Genomic DNA, 22,289 nt, shown 5'->3' with positions numbered 1-22,289 from the left:
CCGCGATGACCGCCGCGGTTCCGCCGCTCGAACTGGGCGTGGTGCGCATCCGGAATCTCAAGCTGCCGATCACCCTCACGCTCGTGACCGTGCTGCTGGGACTGCTGTTCCTGCTCTCGCCGGTCACCGGCCAGAGCCTGTTCCGGATCGGGGACGGCGTCTCGTTCTCGATCGCCGACATCTCGGTGCCGTCCGCCCTCACGGTGTGGATCAGCTGGGTCATCCTCGTCGTCCTGACCGCGTGGAGCTGGTGGGATGCCGTCGGCTACCGCCGCACCGGGCTCTGGCTGCCGATCGTGTATGCCGTGCTGGGCATGTTCGGGTTCCTGACCTGGGCGGCCCAGGACGGAGGAGTCGTCCCCGTCGCGGGCACGCTCGCCGGTGCGCTGTCGCTGTCGGTGCCGCTGGTCTACGGCGCGCTGGCGGGCGTGATCGGCGAACGTGGCGGCGTGGTGAACATCGCCATCGAGGGCAGGCTTGCCTGGGCGCGTTCAGCGCCGTGCTGCTGTCGAGCATGACCGGCAACCCCTTCGTCGGACTGCTGGGCGCCATGTTCGGCGGCGTGTTCGTCGCGTTCATCCTCGCGGCGTTCGCGATCAAGTACCTCGTCGACCAGATCATCGTCGGCGTCGTGCTCAACGTCCTCGTCTCGGGACTGACCGGGTTCCTGTACGGCGCCCTGCTGGCCCCGAACCAGCAGACTCTGAACAGCGCCGCGACGTTCCCCAAGTGGAAGATCCCGCTGGTCGGCGACATCCCGGTCATCGGTCCGGTGTTCTTCAATCAGCCCTTCATCGTGTACCTGATGTACATCGTGGTCGCCGTCGTCGCCTGGGGGCTGTACCGCACCCGCTGGGGACTGCGCCTGCGCGCGGTCGGCGAACACCCGCAGGCGGCCGACACCGTCGGCATCAAGGTGAACCCCACCCGTTTCTGGAACGTGCTGCTGGCCGGCGCGATCGCCGGCATCGGCGGCGCGTACTTCACCTTGGTCTCGGTGCCGCACTTCACCAAGGACATGACCGCCGGCCTCGGCTTCATCGCGTTGGCCGCCGTGATCTTCGGCGGCTGGGATCCGATCAAGGCCACCCTGGCCGCGCTGCTGTTCGGGTTCGCCACGAACCTGCAGAACCTGCTGACCGTGCTGAAGACGCCGATCCCCAGCGAGTTCATGCTGATGCTGCCCTACATCGTGACGATCCTGGCGGTCGCGGGGTTCGCCGGCAAGATCACCGCCCCGGCCGCCGACGGCAAACCGTATGTCAAGGGATAGCCGCGGGCGCGGCATCCGCCACCCGAGGAGCAGAACGTGACCGACATCGACTGGGACGCGCTGCACACGGCCGCGCGCGAGGCGTCCGAGCGCGCGTACGCGCCGTACTCGCGATACCGCGTGGGCGCCGCGGCACTGGTCACGGACGGCCGACTCATCCAGGGCTGCGATGTCGAGAACGCGTCGTACGGGGTCACCCTCTGCGCAGAATGCGGGCTCGTCTCGGATCTGCACATGTCCGGCGGCGGCCAGCTGGTCGCGTTCGTCTGCGTGAACGGCGACGGCGAGACGATCATGCCGTGCGGCCGGTGCCGGCAGCTTGCCGTTCGAGCATGCGATTCCCGGGATGCTGCTGGACACCGTCTCGGGCATCCGCACCATCGACGAGGTCCTGCCGGACGCGTTCGGCCCGCGCGACCTGGAGAGGGCCGGCCGTTGAGCGCGGAGGGCAGGTCGTTGAGCGAGCGCCGGCGAGACGAAACGACCACGCGGGGTCGGGAGGCGGGTCGTTGAGCGAGCGCCGGCGAGACGGAACGACGGGGGAGAGTCATCGGGAGGCGGGTCGTTGAGCGAGCGCCGGCGAGACGGAACGACGGGGGAGAGGCGATGACCGAGCTCTTCGACGCCGTCGACATCATCCGCGCCCAGCGCGACAAGACGGGGATCGACCCGGACGCGCTGCGATGGCTGGTCGACGCCTATACCCGCGAGTACGTCACCGACGCCCAGATGGCGGCGTTCGCGATGGCGGTCCTGCTGAACGGCATGGAGCGGGACGAGATCCGGGTGCTCACCGAGGCGATGATCGCCTCGGGCGAGCGGATGAGCTTCGCCGGTCTGGGCAAGCGCACCGTCGACAAGCACTCCACCGGGGGCGTGGGCGACAAGATCACCCTGCCGCTGGCACCGCTGGTCGCCTCTTTCGGCGTCGCCGTGCCGCAAGCTGTCCGGTCGCGGGCTCGGACATACCGGCGGCACCCTGGACAAGCTCGAGTCGATCCCCGGCTGGCGCGCGGCGCTGTCGAACGACGAGATGCGCGCGCAGCTGCGCGAGATCGGCGCCGTGATCTGCGCCGCCGGCTCGGGCCTGGCACCCGCCGACAAGCGCCTGTACGCGCTGCGGGATGTGACCGGCACGGTTGAGGCGGTGCCGCTGATCGCGTCCAGCATCATGTCGAAGAAGATCGCCGAGGGCACCGAATCGCTCGTGCTCGACGTCAAGGTCGGCTCCGGCGCGTTCATGCACGACCTCGCGAAGGCCCGGGAGCTCGCTCAGACGATGGTCGCGCTCGGCACCGACTCGGGGGTGGCCACCACCGCGCTGATCACCGACATGGACACGCCGCTGGGCCGCGCGATCGGCAACGCCAACGAAGTGCGCGAGTCGGTCGAGGTGCTGGCGGGCGGCGGACCGGCGGATGTCGTCGAGCTCACCGTCACTCTCGCCCGCGAGATGCTCGCCCTGGCCGGGCAGCCGGACGCCGACGTCGAGGCCGCCCTGCGGGACGGCCGGGCCATGGATGTCTGGCGGCGGATGATCCGCGCACAGGACGGCGATCCGGATGGCGCGCTGCCCACCCGCAAGAAACGCAGACCGTCACCGCGGACGCCGCGGGAGTCGTGAGCCGGCTGGATGCCTGGGACTTCGGTGTGGCCGCCTGGCGGCTGGGGGCCGGGCGCGCCCGACCGCAGGATCCGGTGGTGCATGCGGCCGGGATCGACCTGCACGTCAAACCGGGTGATATCGTGGCGGCCGGTCAGCCGTTGTTCACGCTCGGCGCCGACGATGCGGCGCGCATCCCGCGCGCTCTGCAGTCGCTCGAGGGCGCCTGGGACATCACCCCCGGCACCGCCGAGCAGGCTGCGGCGACATCGCCCGCACACCGCCCGATCGTCATCGAGCGCATCACGGCGTGACCGGCCGCGGCCGGCGGCCGCGGCATCCCCACACCCGGCAAGGAGAATCATGCCCATCGACCAGAACGGCGACACCCTGATCGGCGGCGTCTCGCTGCGCAGCCTGCCGAAGGTCTCGCTGCATGACCACCTCGACGGCGGCGTCCGCCCGGCGACGATCATCGAGCTCGCCGAGGCGGCCGGCATCGACGTGCCCGCACCGGATGCCGCCGCGCTCGGCGCGTGGTTCGCCCGGCAGAGCGACTCGGGCTCGCTGGTCGAGTATCTGAAGACGTTCGACCTCACCCTCGCGGTGATGCAGACGCGGGAGGGGCTGACCCGGGTCGCGCGTGATTTCGTCGAGGACCTGGTCGCCGACGGCGTGGTCTACGGCGAGGTGCGGTGGGCGCCCGAGCAGCACCTGACCGCCGGGCTGAGCCTGGACGACGCGGTCGCCGCGGTGCAGGAGGGCATCGCGCAGGGCGAGGATGCGGCCGCCGCGGCCGGCAGCGACATCCGGGTCGGGCAGCTGATCAGCGCCATGCGGCACACCGATCGCGCGCTGGAGATCGCCCGACTCGCCGTGTCGTGGCGCGACCGCGGGGCCGTCGGGTTCGACATCGCCGGGCCCGAGGACGGTTTCCCGCCGTCGCGGCTGCGCGAGGCGTTCGACTACCTGGCATCCGAGTTCTTCCCCGCCACGGTGCACGCCGGTGAGGCCGCCGGGCTGGATTCGATCCGCTCGGCGCTGCTGGACGGGCGGGCGCTGCGGCTCGGTCACGGCGTGCGCATCGCCGCCGACCTCGAGTTCGCCGGGCGCGAGGGCGACGACGTGCAGGTGCGCTTCGGCGACCTGTCGCGCTGGGTCCGCGACCGCGAGATCCCGCTCGAGCTCTCGCCCTCATCGAACCTGCAGACCGGCGCGATCGCCGCCTGGGGGACCGAGCTGGCCGACCACCCGTTCGACCTGCTGTACCAGCTCGGCTTCGCCGTCACGGTCAACGTCGACAACCGCACGATGAGCGCCACCTCGCTCACCCGCGAGCTGGCGCTGCTGGCCGAGACGTTCGACTACGACCTCGAAGACATCCAGGCGTTCCAGCTCAACGCCGCCGCGGCGGCGTTCCTGCCGGTCGAGGAGCGCGCCGAGCTGATCGACGTGATCGCCACCGGGTTCGGCGACTAGGGCGTGTCTCCCAATAGGCGTTGCCAGGTGAGGATGGCGCAGAGGGTGACGCCGGCGCGGTAGGTGATTGCGAGTTTGTCGTAGCGGGTGGCGATGCCGCGCCATTGCTTGGCGAGGGCGAAGAATCGTTCGACGACGTTGCGGCCCTTGTATGCCTCGGCATCGAGCGCGGGCGGGCGACCACCGTGGCGGCCGCGGCGTTTGCGCGCTGCGGCTTGGTCGCGCTTGTCGGGAATGACCGCCTTGATCGCCCGCCGCCGCAGTTCGCCGCGGATCACGCCGGTTGCGTACGCGCGATCGGCGAGCACCGCGTCGGGGCGGGTGCGTGGCCTGCCACGGCCGAGTCGGGGAACGTGGATCTGGGCGAGCACCTCGATCAGCATCGCGCCGTCGTTGCGCTGCCCGCCGGTAACGATCATGCCCAACGGTCGGCCGTGCCCGTCGACGGCCTGATGGATCTTCGTGGTCAGGCCGCCGCGGGAGCGGCCGATGCCGTGACCGGGCGGCTCAATCTCCTGCCAGGGCAGATTCTTGTGATTCGATCCCGCCCCCTGTGTCCTGCTCGGGGCGGGTGGTGTTCGTCGCGTGCTGATGTGCGCGGGCGATCGTGGCATCGATCGAGACTGCCCAGTCGATCTTGCCGGCCGCGTCGGCCTCCGCGAGGATCTGCGTCAGCACGCGATCCCACGTGCCGTCGCCGGCATAGCGGCGGTGCCGTTTCCACACCGTCTGCCACGGACCGAACTCATCGCGGGGCAGGTCACGCCACGGGATCCCGGTGCGGAACCGATACGCGATCCCCTCGACGATCCGCCGGCTGTCTCCGAACGGGTGCCCACGCCGGCCTGAGTTCGAGGGCAGCAATGGCTCGATCCGCGCCCACTGCTTGTCCGTGAACACCCGATACCGCGACCCCGTCGACCTCACCCAGCCAGCATCCCGCGAGCCTCACCAAACATATGGGAGACACGCCCTAGCGGCATCCCACCGCCCCGGCGAGAGCGGGAGGTTCCGGCGTCGACACACTGCGCGCCGGCGCCCCTGGCCGCGGCGGCGTCGGGGCGGCGGCGGCGCGGTCTGGGCGGCGGCGGCGCGCAGAACTCCGGAGATTCGAGGCGTCGACCGCCGGCACGCCGGGGCACTCCCGCTCGGTGGCACAGGTTTCCGGAGTTCTGCACGCCCGCGGCTGGCGCCGATTTCCGCACGCGGGCGGCCGGCGCCGGCGTTCTGCGCGCCGGCGCCCTGGCCGGCGGCGGTGTCTGGGCGGCGGCGGTGTGCAGAACTCCGGAGATTCGAGGCGTCGGCCGCCGACACGCCGGGGCACTCTCGCTCGGTGGCATAGATTTCCGGAGTTCTGCACGCCCGCGGCTGGCGCCGATTTCCGCACGCGGGCGGCCGGCGCCGATTTCCGCACGCCGGCGGCCGGCGCCGGCGTTCTGCACGCCGGCGGGCGGCGCCGCGGGCGACGCGGCCGTGCTCAGCGGCGGTGCGGTGCGGTCGCGAGGACCGCCTTCAGAGCGGCGAGGACGCGCTCGGGATGGTACAGGATGTCCTCGGCGAGCAGCCGGATCGTGGTGTACCCCTGCGCGGCCGCTTCCAGGTCTCGCCGCCGGTCCCGCTTCTGCGCCGTCCAGCCCGAGTGGAACTCCTCGCTGTCGCATTCCACGATGAGCCATCCGTCGACGACGATGTCGACACGACCGACACGCGGGATCCTGACCTGCACGACCGCATCACACCCCAGACCGCGCAGCATCAGCCGCACCAGCGTCTCGGGTCCGGACTCGGCCCGTTTGTCGAGCAGGCCGCGCAACCGCCGGAACCTCCGCGGCAGCCGCGCGAAGACGGCGTTGATCTTCTTCTCGTCGACGATCCCGTGATGCCAGGCGCTGTCCATCGTTGCGAGGGCATGGCGGGCTGCTGGCACCGGCAGGCCTGGGCCAGTGCCTCGACGACATCGGCGGCCAGGGCGCCGCGTCGGCGTGAACTCGGCCGCCAGTGCCGGATGACGCCCTGCGCCGGAACGGGCAGCCGGCTCGCCTTCGGCGGCACCTGCACATGCAGGGCGTCGTGCGTGTGCACGAAGATCCCCAGCGAGCTCAGCAGCGAGACGCAGTCGAGCCGAGCCCCGAGGCGACCGGCCCGGACGAGCTCGGCCGGGGTGTCGGGGCCGACATAGTGGCCGTTGCGCGAACCGGATCAGCTGCTCACCGGCGACGAGGGCGGCGACCTGACGCCGGGCTATTCCTTGCTCGGCGAGCGCGGCCGGCCCCAGGAACGTCGCCGGCAGGATGGCGGCGGCCAGCTCGCGCGGAGTCTTCTTCGCCGTCGCTCGCTGCCATGACCCCATGACACCGGTCCGATCCGCGCCGTGGGGCGCGGATCGGCAATCTGTGGACACGTCGCGCACATCGCAGCCCTGGGGAGGAACCGATGGCCGGCTCCCTGTCCTGGCGTGGCCGCGCAGAACTCCGGACTTTTCGCCTCCGGCAGCCCGACACGCCGAAGATCGACGACTCGGGCGCGCGATGTTCCGGAGTTCTGCACGCCCCGGGCCGGGAGAGCCGGGTGGCTCCCTGCCCTGGCGTGGCCGCGCAGAACTCCGGACTTTCCGCCCCCGGCGGCCCGACACGCCGGAGATCGGCCACTCGGGCGCGCGTTGTTCCGGAGTTCTGCACGCCCCGGGCCGGGAAGGCCGACCGACTGCACGCCCCGGACTGGGAAGGCCGGCCGGGCCCACGCCCCGGACTGGGAAGGCCGGCCGGCTGCACGCCCCGGGCCGGGAAGGCCGGCCGGGCGAGCACCCTTCCGGTCCCTCAGAAGCCGACCTGCTGCTCAGCGACGATCTCGCGCACGGACCCATACAGGGGGTGGGATGCCGCGAGCCCGGTGACCTCGGTCGTGAACTGATCTGCATCCAGGTCGCGCAGCATCTGCCCGAGCTGGACGGACTGCGGGTCCTCGGCGGAGTCGAACCGCAGTGCGGCGGCCATCGCCTGCACCAGCGCGCCCACCGGCAGCCCGCGTTCGGCGGCCTCGGCCGCCGGGCCCACGAACCGCTCGTGCCGCGACAGCTTGCGCAGCGGCTGACGGCCGACGCGCCAGACCGTGTCCGGCAGCGCGGGGTTGCGGAACCGGTCGAGGATCGTCGCCCGGTACTGGGCCAGTTCGGCCGGGTCGAACTCGTGCTTGGCCGCCAGCAGCGCCGAGGTCTCCTCGAGCGTCGCCGCCACCCGCGCGGCGATACCGGGCTCGGCCAGGGCGTCCGAGATCCGCTCGATCCCGGCCACGGCGCCGTAGTACGCGGTGGTCGCGTGCCCGGTGTTGACCGTGAACAGCTTCCGCTCGATGTAGGGCGCGAGATCGTCGACGAAGTGCGCACCCGGGATGGTCGGCGGGTGCGCACCGAACGGCGGCCGCTCGATCGCCCACTCGAAGAACGGCTCGACCGTGACATCCACCCCGGCGCCCTCCGGCTGCCCGGGCACGATGCGGTCCACGGCGGTGTTCGCGAACACCGCGCGCGCCGACAGCGACGTCCACTCGTCGCCGGCGGCGGCCACGATCTCGTCGCGGAGCACGTCCGTCGCGTTGATGGCGTTCTCGCACGCCATCACCTGCAGCGGCGCCGCGTCGGCCGCCCGGCGGCGCAGACCCTCGAGGATCAGCGGCGCGACGAAGCGCAGGATCGTGGGACCCACCGCGGTGGTGGCGACCTCGGCGGTCGCGACCTGGTCGGCGACCTCGTCGGGATGCTCCGCGCTGTTGATCGCGCGGAATCCGGTCACCGTGACATCCCGGCCTCCCGCGCCGACCTCGTGCACGGTGTAGGAATCGGCCGCGTTGATCGCGTCGACCAGGGCGGCCGCGACGTCCGAGAACACCAGCTCGTACCCGCCCTCGTGCAGCAGCAGGCCGACGAAGCCGCGCCCGATGTTGCCGGCGCCGAAGTGGACGGCCTTCATGATTCGTTGACGCTGGACAGCAAGGCGAACAGCTCTTCGGGCGTACCGGCCGCCTTCAGCTTGGCGACCTCGTCGTCGTCGGAGAACATGATCGCGATCTGGGACAGGATCTCGAGGTGCTCGTCGCCCCTTCCGGCGATGCCCACCACGAACGTCACCGGCTCGCCGCCCCAGTCCACGCCGCCGTCGTAGCGCACGAACGACAGCGCCGAGTCGAGGATGGCGTCCTTCGTCTCGTTCGTGCCGTGCGGAATGGCCAGCTCGTTGCCCATGTAGGTCGAGACCGTCTGCTCGCGCTGCTGCATCGCGTCGTAGTACGCGTTCGTGACCGCGCCGGCCGCCTCGAGGATGTCGGCCGCCTCCTTCATCGCATCTTCCTGCGTCGCACCGGACGAATGGATGCGCACCTGCCCGAGGGCGAGGACTTCACGTGCCATGGCTGTCTCCTGTCTGGCGGATGTCTCGACCTGCGAGACCCGGATGTCGGCCGAGGGCCGCGGGGCCGGGGGCGTCACGCCGGCCCGACCCCGCGGCGGTCTCGGTTACTCCTTATCCTGGTGCTGCTCGCGCACCAGGTCCACGACCTCGTCGTACTTGGGCGAGTTCATGAAGTTGTCCACCGACACATGGATCGAGTTCGGCGACTTCGCCCGGGCCCGGTCGGTGAGCTGGTTCTGCGTGATGATCAGGTCGGCCGTGCCGTCCAGGTTCGCGATGGCCTGGTTGACCACCGTGACCCCCTCGACGCCCGCCTTCTTGATCTTGTTGCGCAGGACGCTGGCCCCCATCGCGGACGAGCCCATCCCGGCGTCGCAGGCGAACACGATGTGATCGACCCGCTTGTCGGTGAGCACTGCTCCGGCGGCCACACCGCCGGCGGTCACCTCGTCGGCGATGGTCGTACCCTCGCCGGCCGCGGTCCCCTCGGCCGAGGCGCGCAGACCCGACAGCGCGTCGGACGACTTGCCCTTGTTCGCCTCGGTCTGCGCGATGGCCGCTGCCAGATCGCCGGCGCCCTCGGTGGCCAGATCCCGCTTGCGCGTGCGCAGCAGGAACAGCGCGGACACCAGGAACGACACGGTGGCGGCGAGGATCACCGACAGCGTGACCCCGACGTACCCCCACCCCGGCCCGAAGTTGCTGTCGCCGGATGTCTGGATCAGCACCGCGATGATCGACCCGGGAGCCGCCGGCGCCCGCAGTCCGCTGCCGAAGATCGCGTTGGTCGCGACGCCGGTCATGCCGCCGGCGATCGCCGCGATCACCAGGATCGGCTTCATCAGCACGTACGGGAAGTAGATCTCGTGGATGCCGCCGAGGAACTGGATGACGATCGCACCGGGGGCCGAGGCGCGTGCCACGCCGACGCCGAAGAACGTGAACGCCAGCAGGATGCCCAGGCCCGGGCCGGGGTTGGCCTCGACCAGGAACAGGATCGAGCGGCCGAATTCGAGCGATTGCCTGCGTGCCGATCGGCGTGAACACGCCGTGGTTGATCGCGTTGTTCAAGAACAGGATCTTCGCCGGCTCGACGATGATCGACAGCAGCGGCAGCACGCCGTGCTGGACGAGGAAGTCCACGATGGCGCCCAGGCCGTCGCTGATCCAGGTCATCACCGGACCGAACACGAAGAAGCCGATGATGGCCAGGATCATGCCCAGGATGCCGGCGGAGAAGTTGTTCACCAGCATCTCGAAGCCGGGGCGGATCTTGCCGTCCCAGATCCGGTCCATCCACTTGGTCAGCAGCGCCGCCAGCGGCCCCATCACCATGGCTCCGAGGAACATCGGGATGGTGGTGCCGACGATCACGCCGACCGTGGCGATCGAGGCGACGACGCCGCCGCGCTCGCCGTAGACCATCCGGCCGCCGGTGTTGGCGATCAGCAGCGGGAGCAGGTAGGTGATCATCGGCGAGACCAGGCCGACGTACTGCGGGAACGTGGCCCCGCCTTCGGCCGCCTGGGCGAGCTGGGTCATCGCGTGCTGCCAGCCGATCTCATCGGCGTTGCCGAAGCCGCCGAGCACCGGGGCCAGCGGCGTCCACCATCCGAGCCAGCCGGTGGCGATGAACAGCGCGGTGATGAACCCCCACGCGATGAATGCGGCGATATTCGGCATGATCATGCCGGACAGGAAGGTGCCGAAGCGCTGGACTGCGACTTGGGCCTTCTTGCCACCCGCCGGTGGGGCGGTGAGCGACGTCGTCGTCATGGTGACTGCCTCTTTCTTGTGTGCGTGGTTTTCAGGAGGATGCGGCGGCCCGGGCGGCCGCGCGCGCGGAGGCCGCGTCGTCTGCGGCCAGAGCAGCCTCGGCGACGCGTCCGGCGTCGTCGAGCGTGTGGTCCCGCAGCAGCGCGCGCACGTCGGCCAGCGCGGCGGGGGCCATCGACAGGGTGGTCGCGCCCAGCCCCACCAGGACCAGCGCGAGCAGGGGGTCGGCTGCTGCCTCGCCGCAGATGCCGACCGGTTTGTCTGCGGCGCGGCCCGCAGCGCCCACGGACTGCACCAGCCGGAGGACGGCGGGATGCCACGGGTCCTGATAGCCGGCGACCGAGCCGAGCACCCGGTCGGCGGCCATCGTGTACTGGGTCAGGTCGTTCGTGCCGATCGAGGCGAAGTCGGTGACGGCCAGCACCCGGTCGGCCAGCAGCGCCGCCGCCGGGATCTCGATCATCACGCCGGCGGTGCGGATGCCGTGCTCGCGCGCCAGTGCGGTGAAGTAGCGGGTCTCCTCGACGGTGGCCACCATCGGGGCCATCACCCACAGATCGGCGCCCTCGCCGCGTTCGCGGGTCGCGGCATCCGCTTCGGCCAGCGCGGTCAGCTGGTCGCGCAGGATGCTCTCGTGCGCCCGCAGCGCCCGCAGTCCGCGCAACCCCAGCGCCGGGTTCTCCTCGTCGGCGTCGTTCAGGAACGACAGCGGCTTGTCGGCGCCGGCGTCCAGCATCCGCACCACGACCTTCTGGCCGGGGAAGGAGGCCAGCAGCGGCTCGTACTCGGCCCGCTGCGCGGACACCGTGGGGGCCTCGTCGGCGCTCAGGAACAGGAACTCGGTGCGGAACAGCCCGACCCCTTCGGCTCCGAGCGCGACAGCCGCGGCCGCATCGCCCGGCTTGCCGAGGTTGGCCAGCAGCGGCACCGCCGTCCCGTCCTTCAGGGCGCCCGGCGTGACCGGCGCCGTCGCGGCCGCGGCGTGCGCGTCGGCGCGTCGGCGTGCCTCGGCCAGCTGGTCGGAGCTGGGCTGCGTGGTCACCACGCCGGCCGCGGCATCCACGATCACCGTCTCGCCGTCGGTCAGGGCCGTCGCCTCGGCCACCCCGACGATCGCGACGATCGACTTCTCCCGGGCCAGGATCGCCGTGTGCGAGGTCGGACCGCCGTCGGTCGTGATCAGCCCGAGCACGTTGTCCAGGTCAAGCAGGGCGGTGTCGGCCGGTGCCAGGTCGCGGGCCACCAGGACGAACGGATGCCCGGGGTCGGGCACCCCGGGCGCGGGAACGCCGCGCAGCCGGGCCAGCACGCGCTGCGCCACGTCGTCCAGATCGGCGGCGCGCTCGCCGAGGTAGCCGCCCATCGCCGACAGCGTGTCGCGGAATGCGGCGAAGGCGTCGAAGACCGCCCACTCGGCGGTCTTGCCCGCGGTGATGCGCGCGTCGATCTCCTCCGCGAGGGAGGGATCCTCGGCCATCATGGCCTGCGCCTCCAGGACCTCCTGGGCCAGCCCCCCGGCCTTGGCACCCCGGTCCTCGAGTTCGCGCGCCACCGCGGGCAAGGCATCGTGCACCCGCGCCGTCTCTTCGTCGGGCGAGCGGGTGCTGGCCGCGTCGGTGGGGGCGGGCAGCGGATCGGCCATCCGCGCCACCGGGCCCTGGGCCACGCCCAGGCCGATGCCCACCCCGGTCATGGTCGCCATGGTCACGCCGCGTCGTGGTCGGTGGTCAGCAGCTCGCTGAGCCGGTCCAGCAGCTCTTCGGCGCCGTCGCCGTCGGCGGTCAGGGTGACCTCGTCGCCCTGCTCGGCGCCCAGCGAGATGACGCCGAGGATGCTGGCGGCGTTCACCGGCTTCGCGTCGCCCTTGGCGACGGTCACGGGGATGCCGGCGTCCTTCGCCGCCTGGGCGAACAGCTTGGCCGGTCGCGCGTGCAGCCCGTGTGCCGAGCCGATCTGCACCGTTCTGGTGGCCTGCGTCATCTCTGATTCCTCTCGTCGGCCCGCTCCGGCGGGATGTTGATGGGCGGGATGCTGATGGGCGGGATGTCGGTGGGTGCGGCGTCGGCGGGGGAGATGGGCGCGTGGGCCACCTCATCCGCCAGGGCGAGTGCGCGGCGGCCATCGCGATCGCCGAAGATGTCGCCGGGCAGCACCGCCACCCGCACGCCGTGGGCGGCGGCATCCCGTTCCAGCTGGGGGCGGCGGTCGGACAGGTGCGGGCCCAGCAGCAGCACGTCGGCGGCGTCCAGGCAGCCCGGCAGCGAGGCGAGCGAGACGGCCGCGGCACTGTGCGCGAGCCCGCGCTCGGCGATCGCGCCGCGCAGTCGCTGTGCGACGAACGTGCTGGACGCTCCCGCGCCGCACATCACGATGATCTTCATCGACCGTCCTCCTGATGGTCATTGTGGCCAAGGGCGCTCGCCGGTGACAACCAGAGCTCTTTCCCCGGGGAGGAAAGCCGGTCGCCGTCCGGCGGGGCGTCCGCGGCGCGGCGGGTCCGGCATGGTGTTGACTGGATGGCGACGCATCCGACGCGCGGCATGGAGGCCGACGGTGACCAGAGCACGACAGGACCGGCTGCTCGGGCTGCTCGTGCGCGACGGGGACTGGATCACGGCGGCCCGCCTGGCCGACCTGCTCGGGGTGACGCCGCGCAGCGTCCGCTCGTACGTGGCCGCGGCCAACGCGCGGGTGCCCGGCGCGGTCGCGGTCGAGTCGGGTCCGCAGGGCTATCGGGCCGGCCCGGATGCCGGCTCCGCCCTGCGTTCGGAGGCGGATGTCGGCACCCCCGCGACCGGCTTGCACACGCTGGTGCGGACGCTGCTGGACGCGCCGGATGACCTGGACGTGTTCGAGACCGCCGACGCGCTGCACGTGTCCAGCGCCACGCTGGAGGCCGACCTGGCGCGCGTGCGCGGGCTGCTGGGCGGCACGACGCTGGTGCTGGAGCGCTCGTCCTCGCGGGTGCGGCTGGACGGCACCGAGGGCGCCCAGCGACGACTGCTGAGCCGCCTCGTCCACGAGGAGACCGAGGCGGGCGGGTTCGATCCGCGCGCGCTGCGGCGCGCGCTCGGCGAGGACTCGACCGGAGCGGCCGCGTTCGGCCCGTTCGAGGCCGCCCTGCGGACCGAGATCGGACGCCGCGGATACTTCGTGAACGAGCTCGGCATCGCCGACGTGCTCATGCACATCGCGATCGCCGCCGACCGGGTGGCGCAGGGACGGCCGCTGGAGGCCGCGCACGAGACGTCCACCCCCGCCGTCGACGAGATCGGCGAGCTGCTGGGTGCGCTCGTGCACGAGCACCTCGGCGTGCGACTCGGGGCCGGCGACCGGCAGCATCTGGCCACGCTCGTGCTGAGCCGGTTCGTCACTCCCGGACCGGCGGTGCCCGCGGCATCCCGCCCGCCGCTGGACCCCGAGATCGAACGCGTCGTGCGCGACCTGGTGGTCGAGGCGGCCGACGAGTTCCTGGTCGACATCGTGTACGAGGACTTCATCCGGCGACTGGCGATGCACGTGCAGAACCTGCGGCAGCGGGCCCGCGAGGAGGCGTGGTCGCGCAATCCGCTGACCCGGTCGCTGAAGTCGACGTATCCGATGATCTTCGACATCGCCGTCTCTATGGTCAGCGGCCTGCGCGACCGGCTCGACATCACCGTGCCCGACGACGAGATCGCCTACATCGCGATGCACGTGGGCGGGCGGCTGGAGCGCAGCCGACGGGCCGAGCAGCTTGCCTGACCGCGACGATCGTGTGCCCCGGGTACTACGAGCTGCGACGAGCCGCTGCGCTCGAGCATCGACCGGTCGCTGGGGCAGGCGATCGAGGTGGTCGGGCTCGAGTCGCGGCTCGACCTGGACTGGGACGCGATCGACACCGACCTCATCCTGACCACCATCGACGCGCCGTCGCTGGGGGAGCGCGTGGTGCGGATCCAGCCCTTCCTGACGGATGCCGACGTCGAGCGGGTGCAGGCCGCGGCATCCCGCATCCGCCGTTCGCGCCGACTGGCCCGCCTGCGCCGCGAGCTGGAGCGCTACTTCGACCGGGCGGCGTTCGTGCCGCAGCTGGCCGAGGGAAGCGAGGAGGACGTCATCCGCACGCTCGGCGGGATGCTGGTGGCCCAGGGCGTGATCGACGACGACTACGTGCAGCGCACGATCGAGCGGGAACGACTGTCGTCCACGGCGTTCACCGACGCGCTGGCCGTGCCGCACGCGCTGGGCATGACCGCGACCCGCACCGTGATCGCCGTCGGGATCGCCGTGCCGTCCATCGCGTGGGGCGACACCCGCGTGCAGGTGGTGGCGATGGTCGCGTTCTCCGAGGCCGACCGCGAGGCGTTCCAGACCGTGTTCGAGCAGCTCGTCGAGGTGTTCAGCGAGAACGACTCGGTGCAGCGCATGGTGCGCCGCGGCGCCGACTTCTCGTCATTCCTGGACGAGCTGGTCGCCGTGATCGACGGCTGAGCCCGCCCGCGCTCAGTCCCGCTCGAGGCGCGCCAGCAGCCCACGGCGCACGGCCGGCCACTCGTGCGGCAGCACCGAGTACACGACGGTGTCGCGCAGCGTGCCGTCCGGCAGCACCCGCGCGTTGCGCAGCACGCCGTCCTGCTTCGCGCCGAGCCGCTCGATCGCGGCGCGGGACTGGCGGTTGTGCCAGTGCGTGCGGAACTCGACCGCGATCGCGTCGCACGCCTCGAACGCGTGCCCGAGCAGCAGCAGCTTCGCGGCCGCGTTCACCTCGGTGCGCTGGGCCTCCAGACCGAGCCAGGTGTGGCCGATCTCGACGTGCCGGTTGGGCTGGTCGATGTTGCAGAAGCTGGTCATCCCCACGATCCGCCCGGTGGCGATGCGGCGCACCGCGAACGGGTTCATGTGCCCCTCGTCGCGCCAGGCGAGGCGCCGTGCGATCTCGGCGGGGACATCCGCCGGCGACGGCACCGTGGTGTACCACGCGCCCTCCAGCCCGACGGCCGCCTCGGTGAGATCGCCCGCGTGCGTCGCGGCCAGCGGCTCCAGCCGGACGTGACCGTTCTCCAGAGAGACAGACTCTACGAAATCCACGGCACGAGCCTAGACCCTGCCGCCGCGCGTCCCGGGCCGCGGCATCCGTCCGTCGCCGGCGCGGCCGCGCACTCTCGCCCCGCGTACCGGCGCCGCTATTGCAGGGCGTCGAGCAGGGCCGCGACCGCGTCGCGCAGCGCGGAGAGGCGGGATGCCGCATCCGCCGCCGACGCGCCCCGCACATCCAGGTACGCCTTCAGCTTCGGCTCGGTACCCGACGGCCGGATCAGCACGCGCGCGCCGTCGTCGAGCCGCAAGCCGCAGCATGTCGGTCGGCGGCAGGCCGTCCAGTCCGTCCTGGAAGTCGTCCATGCCCGCCACCGGCGCCGCGCCCAGCGTCTCCGGCGTCGAGGTGCGCAGGGCCGCCATGATCCGGCCGATGACCGCGACATCCTCGACCCGGATCGCGACCTGATCACTCGCGAAGGCGCCGAACGTCTCGTCGAACTCGGTCAGCAGGTCGCCGAGCGTGCGCCCCTCGGCGCGGGCGCCGCAGGCCAGCTCGAGCACCGCGACCGCGGCCGAGATGCCGTCCTTGTCGCGGACGATGTCGGGACTGACCAGGTAGCCCAGGGCCTCTTCGAACCCGTAGACCATGCCGGGGGCGCGCGAGATCCACTTGAAGCCGGTGAGCGTGGCCGCGAACCCGAGCCCGTAGTGCTCGGCCACGGCCTGCAGCCCGGGGGACGACACGAGCGAGCAGGCCAGGGTGGCGTCCTCGGTGTCGGGTGCGGTCGCGTCCCCGGCCGCGCGCGCCGCCGCGACCGCGCGGGCCGCCCGCCAGCCCAGCAGCAGCCCGACCTGGTTGCCGCTGAGTCGGCGCCAGCCCCCTCGGCGTCCGGATCGGGGATGCCGACGGCCAGCCGGTCGGCGTCCGGGTCGTTCGCGATGATGAGGTCGGCATCCGACTCGCGGGCCGTCTGGAACGCGAGGTCCATCGCCCCCGGCTCCTCCGGGTTCGGGAAGGCCACCGTGGGGAACGCGCCGTCCGGCTCGACCTGCGCGGTCACCGGCACCGGCGGCGGGTAGCCGGCGGCGTCCACGATCCGCTGCACCGTCTCGAACCCGACGCCGTGCATCGCGGTGTACACCCAGCGCAGGCCGTCGGCGCCGTCGGGCGCCGGGCCGACCGCCGCGGTCGCGGCGACGTACTCGTCGATCAGCGACTCGGGCGCGGTGGCGTAGCCGGTCGACCGCGGCAGCGCGCTGACCGCGGTCTCGTTGGCGATCCGCTGGATGTGCGCGGCGATCTCGGCATCGGCGGGCGAGACGATCTGCGAGCCGTGGTCGGGGCCGCCCAGATACACCTTGTAGCCGTTGTCGTCGGGCGGGTTGTGGGATGCCGTGACCATGACGCCGGCGTCGGCGCCGAGGTGGCGCACGGCGAACGCGAGCACCGGCGTGGGCAGCATCCGCGGCAGCAGGACGGCCTGCAGGCCGGCTCCGGCGAACAGCTCGGCCGAGTCGGCGGCGAACACCGCCGAGTTGCGGCGCCCGTCGTATCCGATCACGACGGTGGGCGGGGCATCCGGTCCGGTCCGCTCGTTCAGGTAGGCGGCCAGGCCGGCGGCCGCCTGCGCGACCAGCACCCGGTTCATGCGGCGGCTGCCGGCGCCGAGGCGTCCGCGCAGGCCCGCGGTGCCGAAGGCAAGGCGCCCGTCGAACCGGTCGGCGAGGTCGGCCGCGGCATCCGTCTGTCCGTCCTCGGCGCGGTCGAGCGACTTCCCGCAGCTCGGCGCGGGTGTCGCCGTCGGGATCCTGCGCGAGCCAGGCCCGGGCGCGGTCCAGGAGGGCCTCGTCCGGCCCGGAGCCTGGCATCGGGTCGCCCTCGGCGGGATCGGTGTCCATCGGGTCTCCGCTCATCAGATCGCCGCCACGACGCGGGCCAGCAACTGCGAGATGACCGGCCCGGCGGCCTGTCCGGCCTCGAGCACCTCTTCGTGGCTGAGCGGAGTCTCCTGGATGCCGGCGGCGAGGTTCGTGATCAGCGAGAAGCCGAGCACCTCCATGCCGGCCTCGCGGGCCGCGATCGCCTCGAGCGCGGTCGACATCCCGACGATGTCGCCGCCGATGATGCCGGCCATGCGCACCTCGGCGGGCGTCTCGTAATGCGGGCCGCGGAACTGGCAGTACACACCCTCGTCCAGCGCGGGCTCGACCGTGCGGGCGAGGGCGCGCAGGCGGGCGGAGTAGAGGTCGGTGAGGTCGACGAACGTCGCGCCCTCCAGCGGCGAGGCCGCGGTGAGGTTGATGTGATCGCTGATGAGCACGGGCTGGCCGGGCGAGAATGTGCGGCGCACCCCGCCCGCGCCGTTGGTGAGCACCATGATCGTCGCGCCCGTCGCGGCGGCGGTGCGCACGGAGTGCACGACCCGGCGCACGCCGTGGCCCTCGTAGAAGTGGGTGCGGGCGCCGATGACCAGCACCCGGGTGCCCGACGGGGTCAGGATGCTGCGCAGCGTGCCCGGATGCCCCTCCAGGGCGGGGCGGCTGAATCCGGTGACCTCGGTGGCCGGAACGGTCGCGGTCGTCTCGCCGACCAGGTCGGCGGCCCGACCCCATCCGCTGCCGAGGGTGAGCGCGATGTCGTGGTGCTCGACGCCGGTCAGGCGCGCGATGTCGGCGGCGGCGGCGCGGGCGATCTCGAACGGATCGGCGCCCGGGTCGTCCAGCGGGTTGGCGTCATTCATGCCCCCACGGTAGCGCCGCGCGCCCGCCACGGCGAGATCCGCCGAGGTTGTGCTTGGTTCGCCGAGGTTGTGCTCTGTTCGCCGAGGTTGTGCTTGGTGCGCCGAGGTTGTGCTTTGTTCGCCGAGGTTGTGCTTGGTTCGCCGAGGTTGTGCGTGGTGCGCCGAGGTTGTCTTCGAGCTCGGGGACGATCTCGCGGGTCGGGGAACAACCTCGCGTGACGGAGGGCAATCTCGCGGGACGGGGGACGATCTCGCGTGACGGGGGACAATCTCGCGTGACGGGGGACAATCTCGGCGTACCGAGGACAACCTCGCGGGGAGGGATGCCGCGGCCCGGCCGGCCGGCATTTCAGTGCGGAGGGGGTGCCGGGAGAGAATGGATGCCATGTCCTTGAGCTTCGAGCGCACCCAGTCCGTCGCCGTCCTCGGCGGGGGGCCCGGCGGTTACGAGGCGGCGCTCGCCGCCGCCCAGCTGGGAGCCCAGGTCACGCTCGTCGAGCGCGCCGGCGTCGGTGGATCCGCCGTCATCACCGACGTCGTCCCGTCCAAGAGCCTGATCGCCACGGCCGACGCCGCGGTCGCCATCGCCCAGGCATCCGATCTCGGAGTGCAAGCTGTTCGCGAAGGGCAAGGAGGGCAAGCCGCTCAAGCCCGAGGTCGCGATCAACCTCGCCGCGGTGAACCATCGCCTGCTCTCGCTGGCGCGCCAGCAGTCCGACGACATGCGCGCGGCCCTGGTCGAGGCGGGGGTCCGGATCATCTCCGGTCACGGGCGGCTCGAGGGCGGCAACGCCATCGTCGTCTCGACCGGCCCCGGCGGCACCGACTTCGACCGCATCGAGGCCGACACCCTCGTCGTCTCGGTCGGCGCCGCTCCGCGCGAGCTGCCGAGCGCGAAGCCGGACGGCACGCGCATCCTCACCTGGACCCAGCTGTACGACATGAAGGCGCTCCCCGAGCACCTCATCGTCGTCGGGTCCGGCGTCACCGGCGCCGAGTTCGCCGGCGCCTACATGAACCTCGGATCGAAGGTCTCGCTGGTCTCCAGCCGGGATCGCGTGCTGCCGGGGAGGACCAGGATGCCGCGGCCGTCCTCGAGAAGGTGTTCAAACGCGGCGGCATGCAGGTGCTGTCGAAGTCCCGCGCCGAGAAGGTCGTCAACACCGGCGACGGCGTCGAGGTCACCCTGTCGGATGGACGCGTGATCACCGGCAGCCACTGCCTGATGGCGGTCGGGTCGATCCCGAACACCCGCGGGATCGGACTCGAGGAGGCCGGCATCCAGCTCACCGATTCCGGGCACATCCAGGTGAATCGGGTCGCGCGCACGTCCGTGCCCAACATCTATGCGGCCGGTGACTGCACGACGTTCGTGCCCCTGGCATCCGTCGCCTCGATGCAGGGCCGCACCGCGGTCTTCCACGCGCTGGGGGATGTCGTGATCCCGCTGGAGCGGCGCCGGATCGCCTCGAACATCTTCACCGCGCCCGAGATCGCGACCGTCGGCTGGCAGGAGGCGGATGTCGAAGCCGGCCTGATCAACGGCGTCGCGTACAAGCTCCCCTTGGCGGCAAACCCCCGCGCGAAGATGATGGGCATCGCCGACGGCTTCGTCAAGATCATCGCCCGCTCGGGCAGCGGCACCGTGATCGGCGGGGTGATCGTCGCGCCGAAGGCGTCCGAGCTGATCTATCCGGTGGCGGTCGCGGTCGAGCGCCGGCTGACCGTCGACCAGCTCTCCCGCGTGTTCGCGGTGTATCCGTCGCTGTCGGGCAGGCATCACCGACGCCGTCCGCGCGATGCACCAGATCAACGCCGACGGCTGAGGCCCCGCGCCGCTGCCGGCCGCGGCATCCCACGCTTGTGCCCGCGGGGAGAGGTTCGGTCGTCGCGAAATGCGGGTCCGAGGCATCCGAAGTCGCCGTTCGTGACGACTGAATCCCGCGGTGCGCCTTCGGTCGACGCGAATAGCTGCTGTTCGGCGTGCGGGAGCGCCATATGCGTCGACGGAATCCCGCCGGTCCGGTTCGGTCGACGCGAAATGCGGGTCCGAGGCATCCGAAGTCGCCGTTCGTGACGACTGAATTCGGCGCTCCGCCTTCGGTCGTCACAGAGTGTGGGTCCGAGGCATCCGAAGTCGCCGTTCGTGACGACTGAATTCGGCGACGACGGGATGCCGCATCCGCCCCTTACGAGATCGTCAGCAGCTGGTGCCCGGCCGACACCGTCGACCCGGCCACGGCGTTGATCGCACCGATGACGCCGTCCTTGTGCGCTTGGATCGGCTTGCTCCATCTTCATCGCCTCGAGCACGACGACCAGGTCGCCCTTGACGACGGGCTGGCCGTCCTGCACGGCGACCTTGACGACGGTGGCCTGCATCGGCGACTTCACCGCGTCGCCGGACGCCCCGGCCGAGGCGGTCGTGGTGTGCGAGCGGCGCGACGGGGGAGCCACGGCCGGACGACCCGAGGCCACCGGCGCGGCCGCGATGCGGTCGGGCAGGCTCACCTCGAGCCGCTTGCCGCCGACCTCGACGACGACGGTGTGTCGGGTCTCGGCCGGGTCCGGGTCGCCGATCTCGCCGTCCCAGGGCGGGATGTCGTTGACGAAGTCGGTCTCGATCCAGCGCGTGTACACGCCGAATCGGCCGTCCTCGGCGGTGAATGCCGGGTCGCGCACGACCTTGCGGTGGAACGGCAGCACGGTGGGCAGACCGCCGACCTCGAACTCGTCCAGCGCGCGGCGCGCGCGCTCGAGCGCCTCGGCCCGGTCGCGCCCGGTGACGATGATCTTCGCCAGCAGCGAGTCGAACGCGCCGCCGACCACGTCGCCGGCGGTGACGCCGGAGTCAAGGCGGGTGCCGGGTCCGCCGAACGTCTTGAACACCCGGATCGGCCCCGGCTTGCGGCAGGAATCCGCGCCCCGGGTCCTCGCCGTTGATGCGGAACTCGAAGGAGTGCCCGGTGGGCTCGGGGTCGTCGTAGTCGAGCGTGCCGCCCTCGGCGATGCGGAACTGCTCGCGCACCAGGTCGATCCCGGTGACCTCCTCCGAGACCGGATGCTCCACCTGCAGGCGCGTGTTCACCTCGAGGAAGGACACCGTGCCGTCGGCGCCGATGAGGAATTCGCACGTGCCCGCGCCGACGTAGCCGACCTCGCGCAGGATCGCCTTCGACGATGTGTAGAGGATGTCCCGCTGCGCGTCGGTCAGGAACGGCGCCGGAGCCTCTTCGACCAGCTTCTGGTTGCGTCGCTGCAGGGAGCAGTCGCGCGTGGAGATGACGACGACGTTGCCCGCGGCATCCGCCAGGCACTGCGTCTCGACGTGCCGCGGCTTGTCCAGATACTTCTCGACGAAGCACTCGCCGCGCCCGAAGGCGGCGACCGCCTCGCGGGTGGCCGACTCGAACAGCTCGGCGATCGTGTCCATGTCGCGGGCGACCTTCAGCCCGCGTCCGCCGCCGCCGTACGCGGCCTTGATGGCCACCGGCAGGCCGAACTCCTGCGCGAACGCGATGACCTCGTCGGCGCCCGAGACGGTGCCCTGCGTGCCGGGGGCCAGCGGCGCGCCGACCTTCTCGGCGACGTGCCGTGCGGTGACCTTGTCGCCGAGCGACTCGATGGCCTCGGGCGACGGGCCGATCCAGATCAGTCCGGCGCCGATCACGGCGCGGGCGAAGTCGGCGTTCTCGGCAAGGAAGCCGTACCCGGGGTGCACCGCATCGGCGCCCGAGCGGCGGGCGATGGAGAGGATCTTGTCGATCGACAGATACGTCTCGGCGCTGGTGGCGCCCTCGAGGGCGTAGGCCTCGTCGGCGAGGGTGGCGTGCAGCGCATCGCGGTCCTGGTCGGCGTACACCGCGACCGAGGCCTTCCCGCTGTCTCGCGCCGCTCGGATGATTCGTACGGCGATCTCGCCGCGGTTCGCGATCAGGACCTTGGCGATTTCAGGCATGGACTTCAGCCTACCCAGCGCCTTCCGACCGCTTTTG

The 22,289-nt window shown here is 71.7% G+C and carries 10 protein-coding genes and 8 pseudogenes; 6 read left to right on the top strand and 12 right to left on the bottom strand.

All coding sequences use genetic code 11. The features are described from left to right. The first annotated feature begins 5 nt into the window (after window positions 1–5). The 4 genes and pseudogenes from L2X98_RS03965 (at window position 6) to L2X98_RS03950 (ending at window position 4,355) form a co-directional block, all read left to right on the top strand. Window positions 6–1,273, top strand: a pseudogene (locus L2X98_RS03965) (ABC transporter permease). 36 nt (window positions 1,274–1,309) lie between these two features. Then, a pseudogene (locus tag L2X98_RS03960) lies at window positions 1,310–1,712 on the top strand (cytidine deaminase). Between the two features lie 167 nt (window positions 1,713–1,879). Next, a pseudogene (locus L2X98_RS03955) lies at window positions 1,880–3,190 on the top strand (thymidine phosphorylase). A gap of 49 nt (window positions 3,191–3,239) precedes the next feature. After that, window positions 3,240–4,355: an adenosine deaminase gene (locus tag L2X98_RS03950; RefSeq protein WP_259612391.1), complete on the top strand. Its 1,116-nt coding sequence runs from the start codon at window positions 3,240–3,242 to the stop codon at window positions 4,353–4,355. On the opposite strand, the gene L2X98_RS03945 is transcribed toward L2X98_RS03950, so the two are convergent. The 8 genes and pseudogenes from L2X98_RS03945 to L2X98_RS03910 form a co-directional block, all read right to left on the bottom strand. Then, window positions 4,352–5,282 (bottom strand): IS5 family transposase gene (locus L2X98_RS03945; RefSeq protein ID WP_259611794.1). Its coding sequence is split into 2 segments (ribosomal slippage): window positions 4,352–4,906 and window positions 4,908–5,282, totalling 930 coding nucleotides; the frame shifts between segments, so codons are not numbered across the junction. The two genes, L2X98_RS03950 and L2X98_RS03945, sit on opposite strands and share 4 nt — an antisense overlap. Before the next feature lie 550 nt (window positions 5,283–5,832). Beyond that, complete coding sequence (locus tag L2X98_RS03940; RefSeq protein ID WP_259612390.1) at window positions 5,833–6,705, bottom strand: endonuclease domain-containing protein; 873 nt, start codon at window positions 6,703–6,705, stop codon at window positions 5,833–5,835. A gap of 466 nt (window positions 6,706–7,171) precedes the next feature. Beyond that, window positions 7,172–8,320 (bottom strand): mannitol-1-phosphate 5-dehydrogenase, encoded by a 1,149-nt coding sequence (locus L2X98_RS03935; RefSeq protein WP_259612389.1) that lies wholly within the window; start codon window positions 8,318–8,320, stop codon window positions 7,172–7,174. Then, window positions 8,317–8,757 carry a PTS mannitol transporter subunit IIA gene (locus tag L2X98_RS03930; RefSeq protein WP_259612388.1) on the bottom strand — a complete coding sequence of 147 codons (441 nt, stop codon included), beginning with the start codon at window positions 8,755–8,757 and terminating at the stop codon, window positions 8,317–8,319. The genes L2X98_RS03935 and L2X98_RS03930 overlap by 4 nt, the downstream gene beginning before the upstream one ends. Window positions 8,758–8,862: 105 nt before the next feature. Beyond that, window positions 8,863–10,534: pseudogene (locus L2X98_RS03925) on the bottom strand (PTS mannitol transporter subunit IIBC). Between the two features lie 31 nt (window positions 10,535–10,565). Next, window positions 10,566–12,236: a phosphoenolpyruvate--protein phosphotransferase gene (ptsP, locus tag L2X98_RS03920; RefSeq protein WP_259613183.1), complete on the bottom strand. Its 1,671-nt coding sequence runs from the start codon at window positions 12,234–12,236 to the stop codon at window positions 10,566–10,568. Window positions 12,237–12,238: 2 nt separating this feature from the next. Beyond that, on the bottom strand, window positions 12,239–12,514 hold the full coding sequence (locus L2X98_RS03915; RefSeq protein ID WP_259612386.1) for an HPr family phosphocarrier protein: 276 nt from the start codon (window positions 12,512–12,514) through the stop codon (window positions 12,239–12,241). After that, a complete protein-coding gene (locus tag L2X98_RS03910) occupies window positions 12,511–12,915 on the bottom strand; it encodes a PTS sugar transporter subunit IIB (RefSeq protein WP_259612385.1) in 405 nt (134 codons plus the stop codon). The genes L2X98_RS03915 and L2X98_RS03910 overlap by 4 nt, the downstream gene beginning before the upstream one ends. A 121-nt stretch (window positions 12,916–13,036) precedes the next feature. Here L2X98_RS03910 and L2X98_RS22110 point away from each other — a divergent pair. Continuing rightward, window positions 13,037–15,007, top strand: a pseudogene (locus L2X98_RS22110) (BglG family transcription antiterminator). A 12-nt stretch (window positions 15,008–15,019) separates the two neighbouring features. On the opposite strand, the gene L2X98_RS03900 reads toward L2X98_RS22110, so the two are convergent. From L2X98_RS03900 to L2X98_RS03890, 3 genes and pseudogenes are all read right to left on the bottom strand, one after another. After that, entirely contained in the window at window positions 15,020–15,604 is a 585-nt protein-coding gene (locus L2X98_RS03900) for a GNAT family N-acetyltransferase (RefSeq protein WP_259612384.1), read from the bottom strand. 95 nt (window positions 15,605–15,699) lie between these two features. Then, window positions 15,700–17,422, bottom strand: a pseudogene (locus tag L2X98_RS03895) (phospho-sugar mutase). A gap of 44 nt (window positions 17,423–17,466) precedes the next feature. Further along, window positions 17,467–18,294: a purine-nucleoside phosphorylase gene (locus tag L2X98_RS03890; RefSeq protein WP_259612383.1), complete on the bottom strand. Its 828-nt coding sequence runs from the start codon at window positions 18,292–18,294 to the stop codon at window positions 17,467–17,469. A gap of 385 nt (window positions 18,295–18,679) precedes the next feature. On the opposite strand from L2X98_RS03890, the pseudogene L2X98_RS03885 reads away from it, so the two are divergent. After that, window positions 18,680–20,120 (top strand): annotated as a pseudogene (locus L2X98_RS03885) (NAD(P)H-quinone dehydrogenase). Between the two features lie 363 nt (window positions 20,121–20,483). Here L2X98_RS03885 and L2X98_RS03880 read toward each other — a convergent pair. After that, window positions 20,484–22,252 (bottom strand): annotated as a pseudogene (locus L2X98_RS03880) (acetyl/propionyl/methylcrotonyl-CoA carboxylase subunit alpha). Window positions 22,253–22,289 lie beyond the last annotated feature (37 nt).

The sequence above is a fragment of the Microbacterium elymi genome (assembly GCF_021582895.2).
Lineage (GTDB): Bacteria > Actinomycetota > Actinomycetes > Actinomycetales > Microbacteriaceae > Microbacterium > Microbacterium humicola.
The sequence above is the reverse complement of the archived record's forward strand: the minus strand, read 5'-3'. Positions and strand labels throughout refer to the sequence as shown.

What these genes read in the sequence shown, in the direction of transcription:
- L2X98_RS03915 (WP_259612386.1), bottom strand. Translation starts at nt 12,514, where the DNA reads ATGACGCAGGCCACCAGAACGGTGCAGATCGGCTCGGCACACGGGCTG.
- L2X98_RS03950 (WP_259612391.1), top strand. Translation starts at nt 3,240, where the DNA reads ATGCCCATCGACCAGAACGGCGACACCCTGATCGGCGGCGTCTCGCTG.
- L2X98_RS03910 (WP_259612385.1), bottom strand. Translation starts at nt 12,915, where the DNA reads ATGAAGATCATCGTGATGTGCGGCGCGGGAGCGTCCAGCACGTTCGTC.
- L2X98_RS03935 (WP_259612389.1), bottom strand. Translation starts at nt 8,320, where the DNA reads ATGAAGGCCGTCCACTTCGGCGCCGGCAACATCGGGCGCGGCTTCGTC.
- L2X98_RS03940 (WP_259612390.1), bottom strand. Translation starts at nt 6,705, where the DNA reads ATGGGGTCATGGCAGCGAGCGACGGCGAAGAAGACTCCGCGCGAGCTG.
- ptsP (WP_259613183.1), bottom strand. Translation starts at nt 12,236, where the DNA reads ATGGCGACCATGACCGGGGTGGGCATCGGCCTGGGCGTGGCCCAGGGC.
- L2X98_RS03890 (WP_259612383.1), bottom strand. Translation starts at nt 18,294, where the DNA reads ATGAATGACGCCAACCCGCTGGACGACCCGGGCGCCGATCCGTTCGAG.
- L2X98_RS03930 (WP_259612388.1), bottom strand. Translation starts at nt 8,757, where the DNA reads ATGGCACGTGAAGTCCTCGCCCTCGGGCAGGTGCGCATCCATTCGTCC.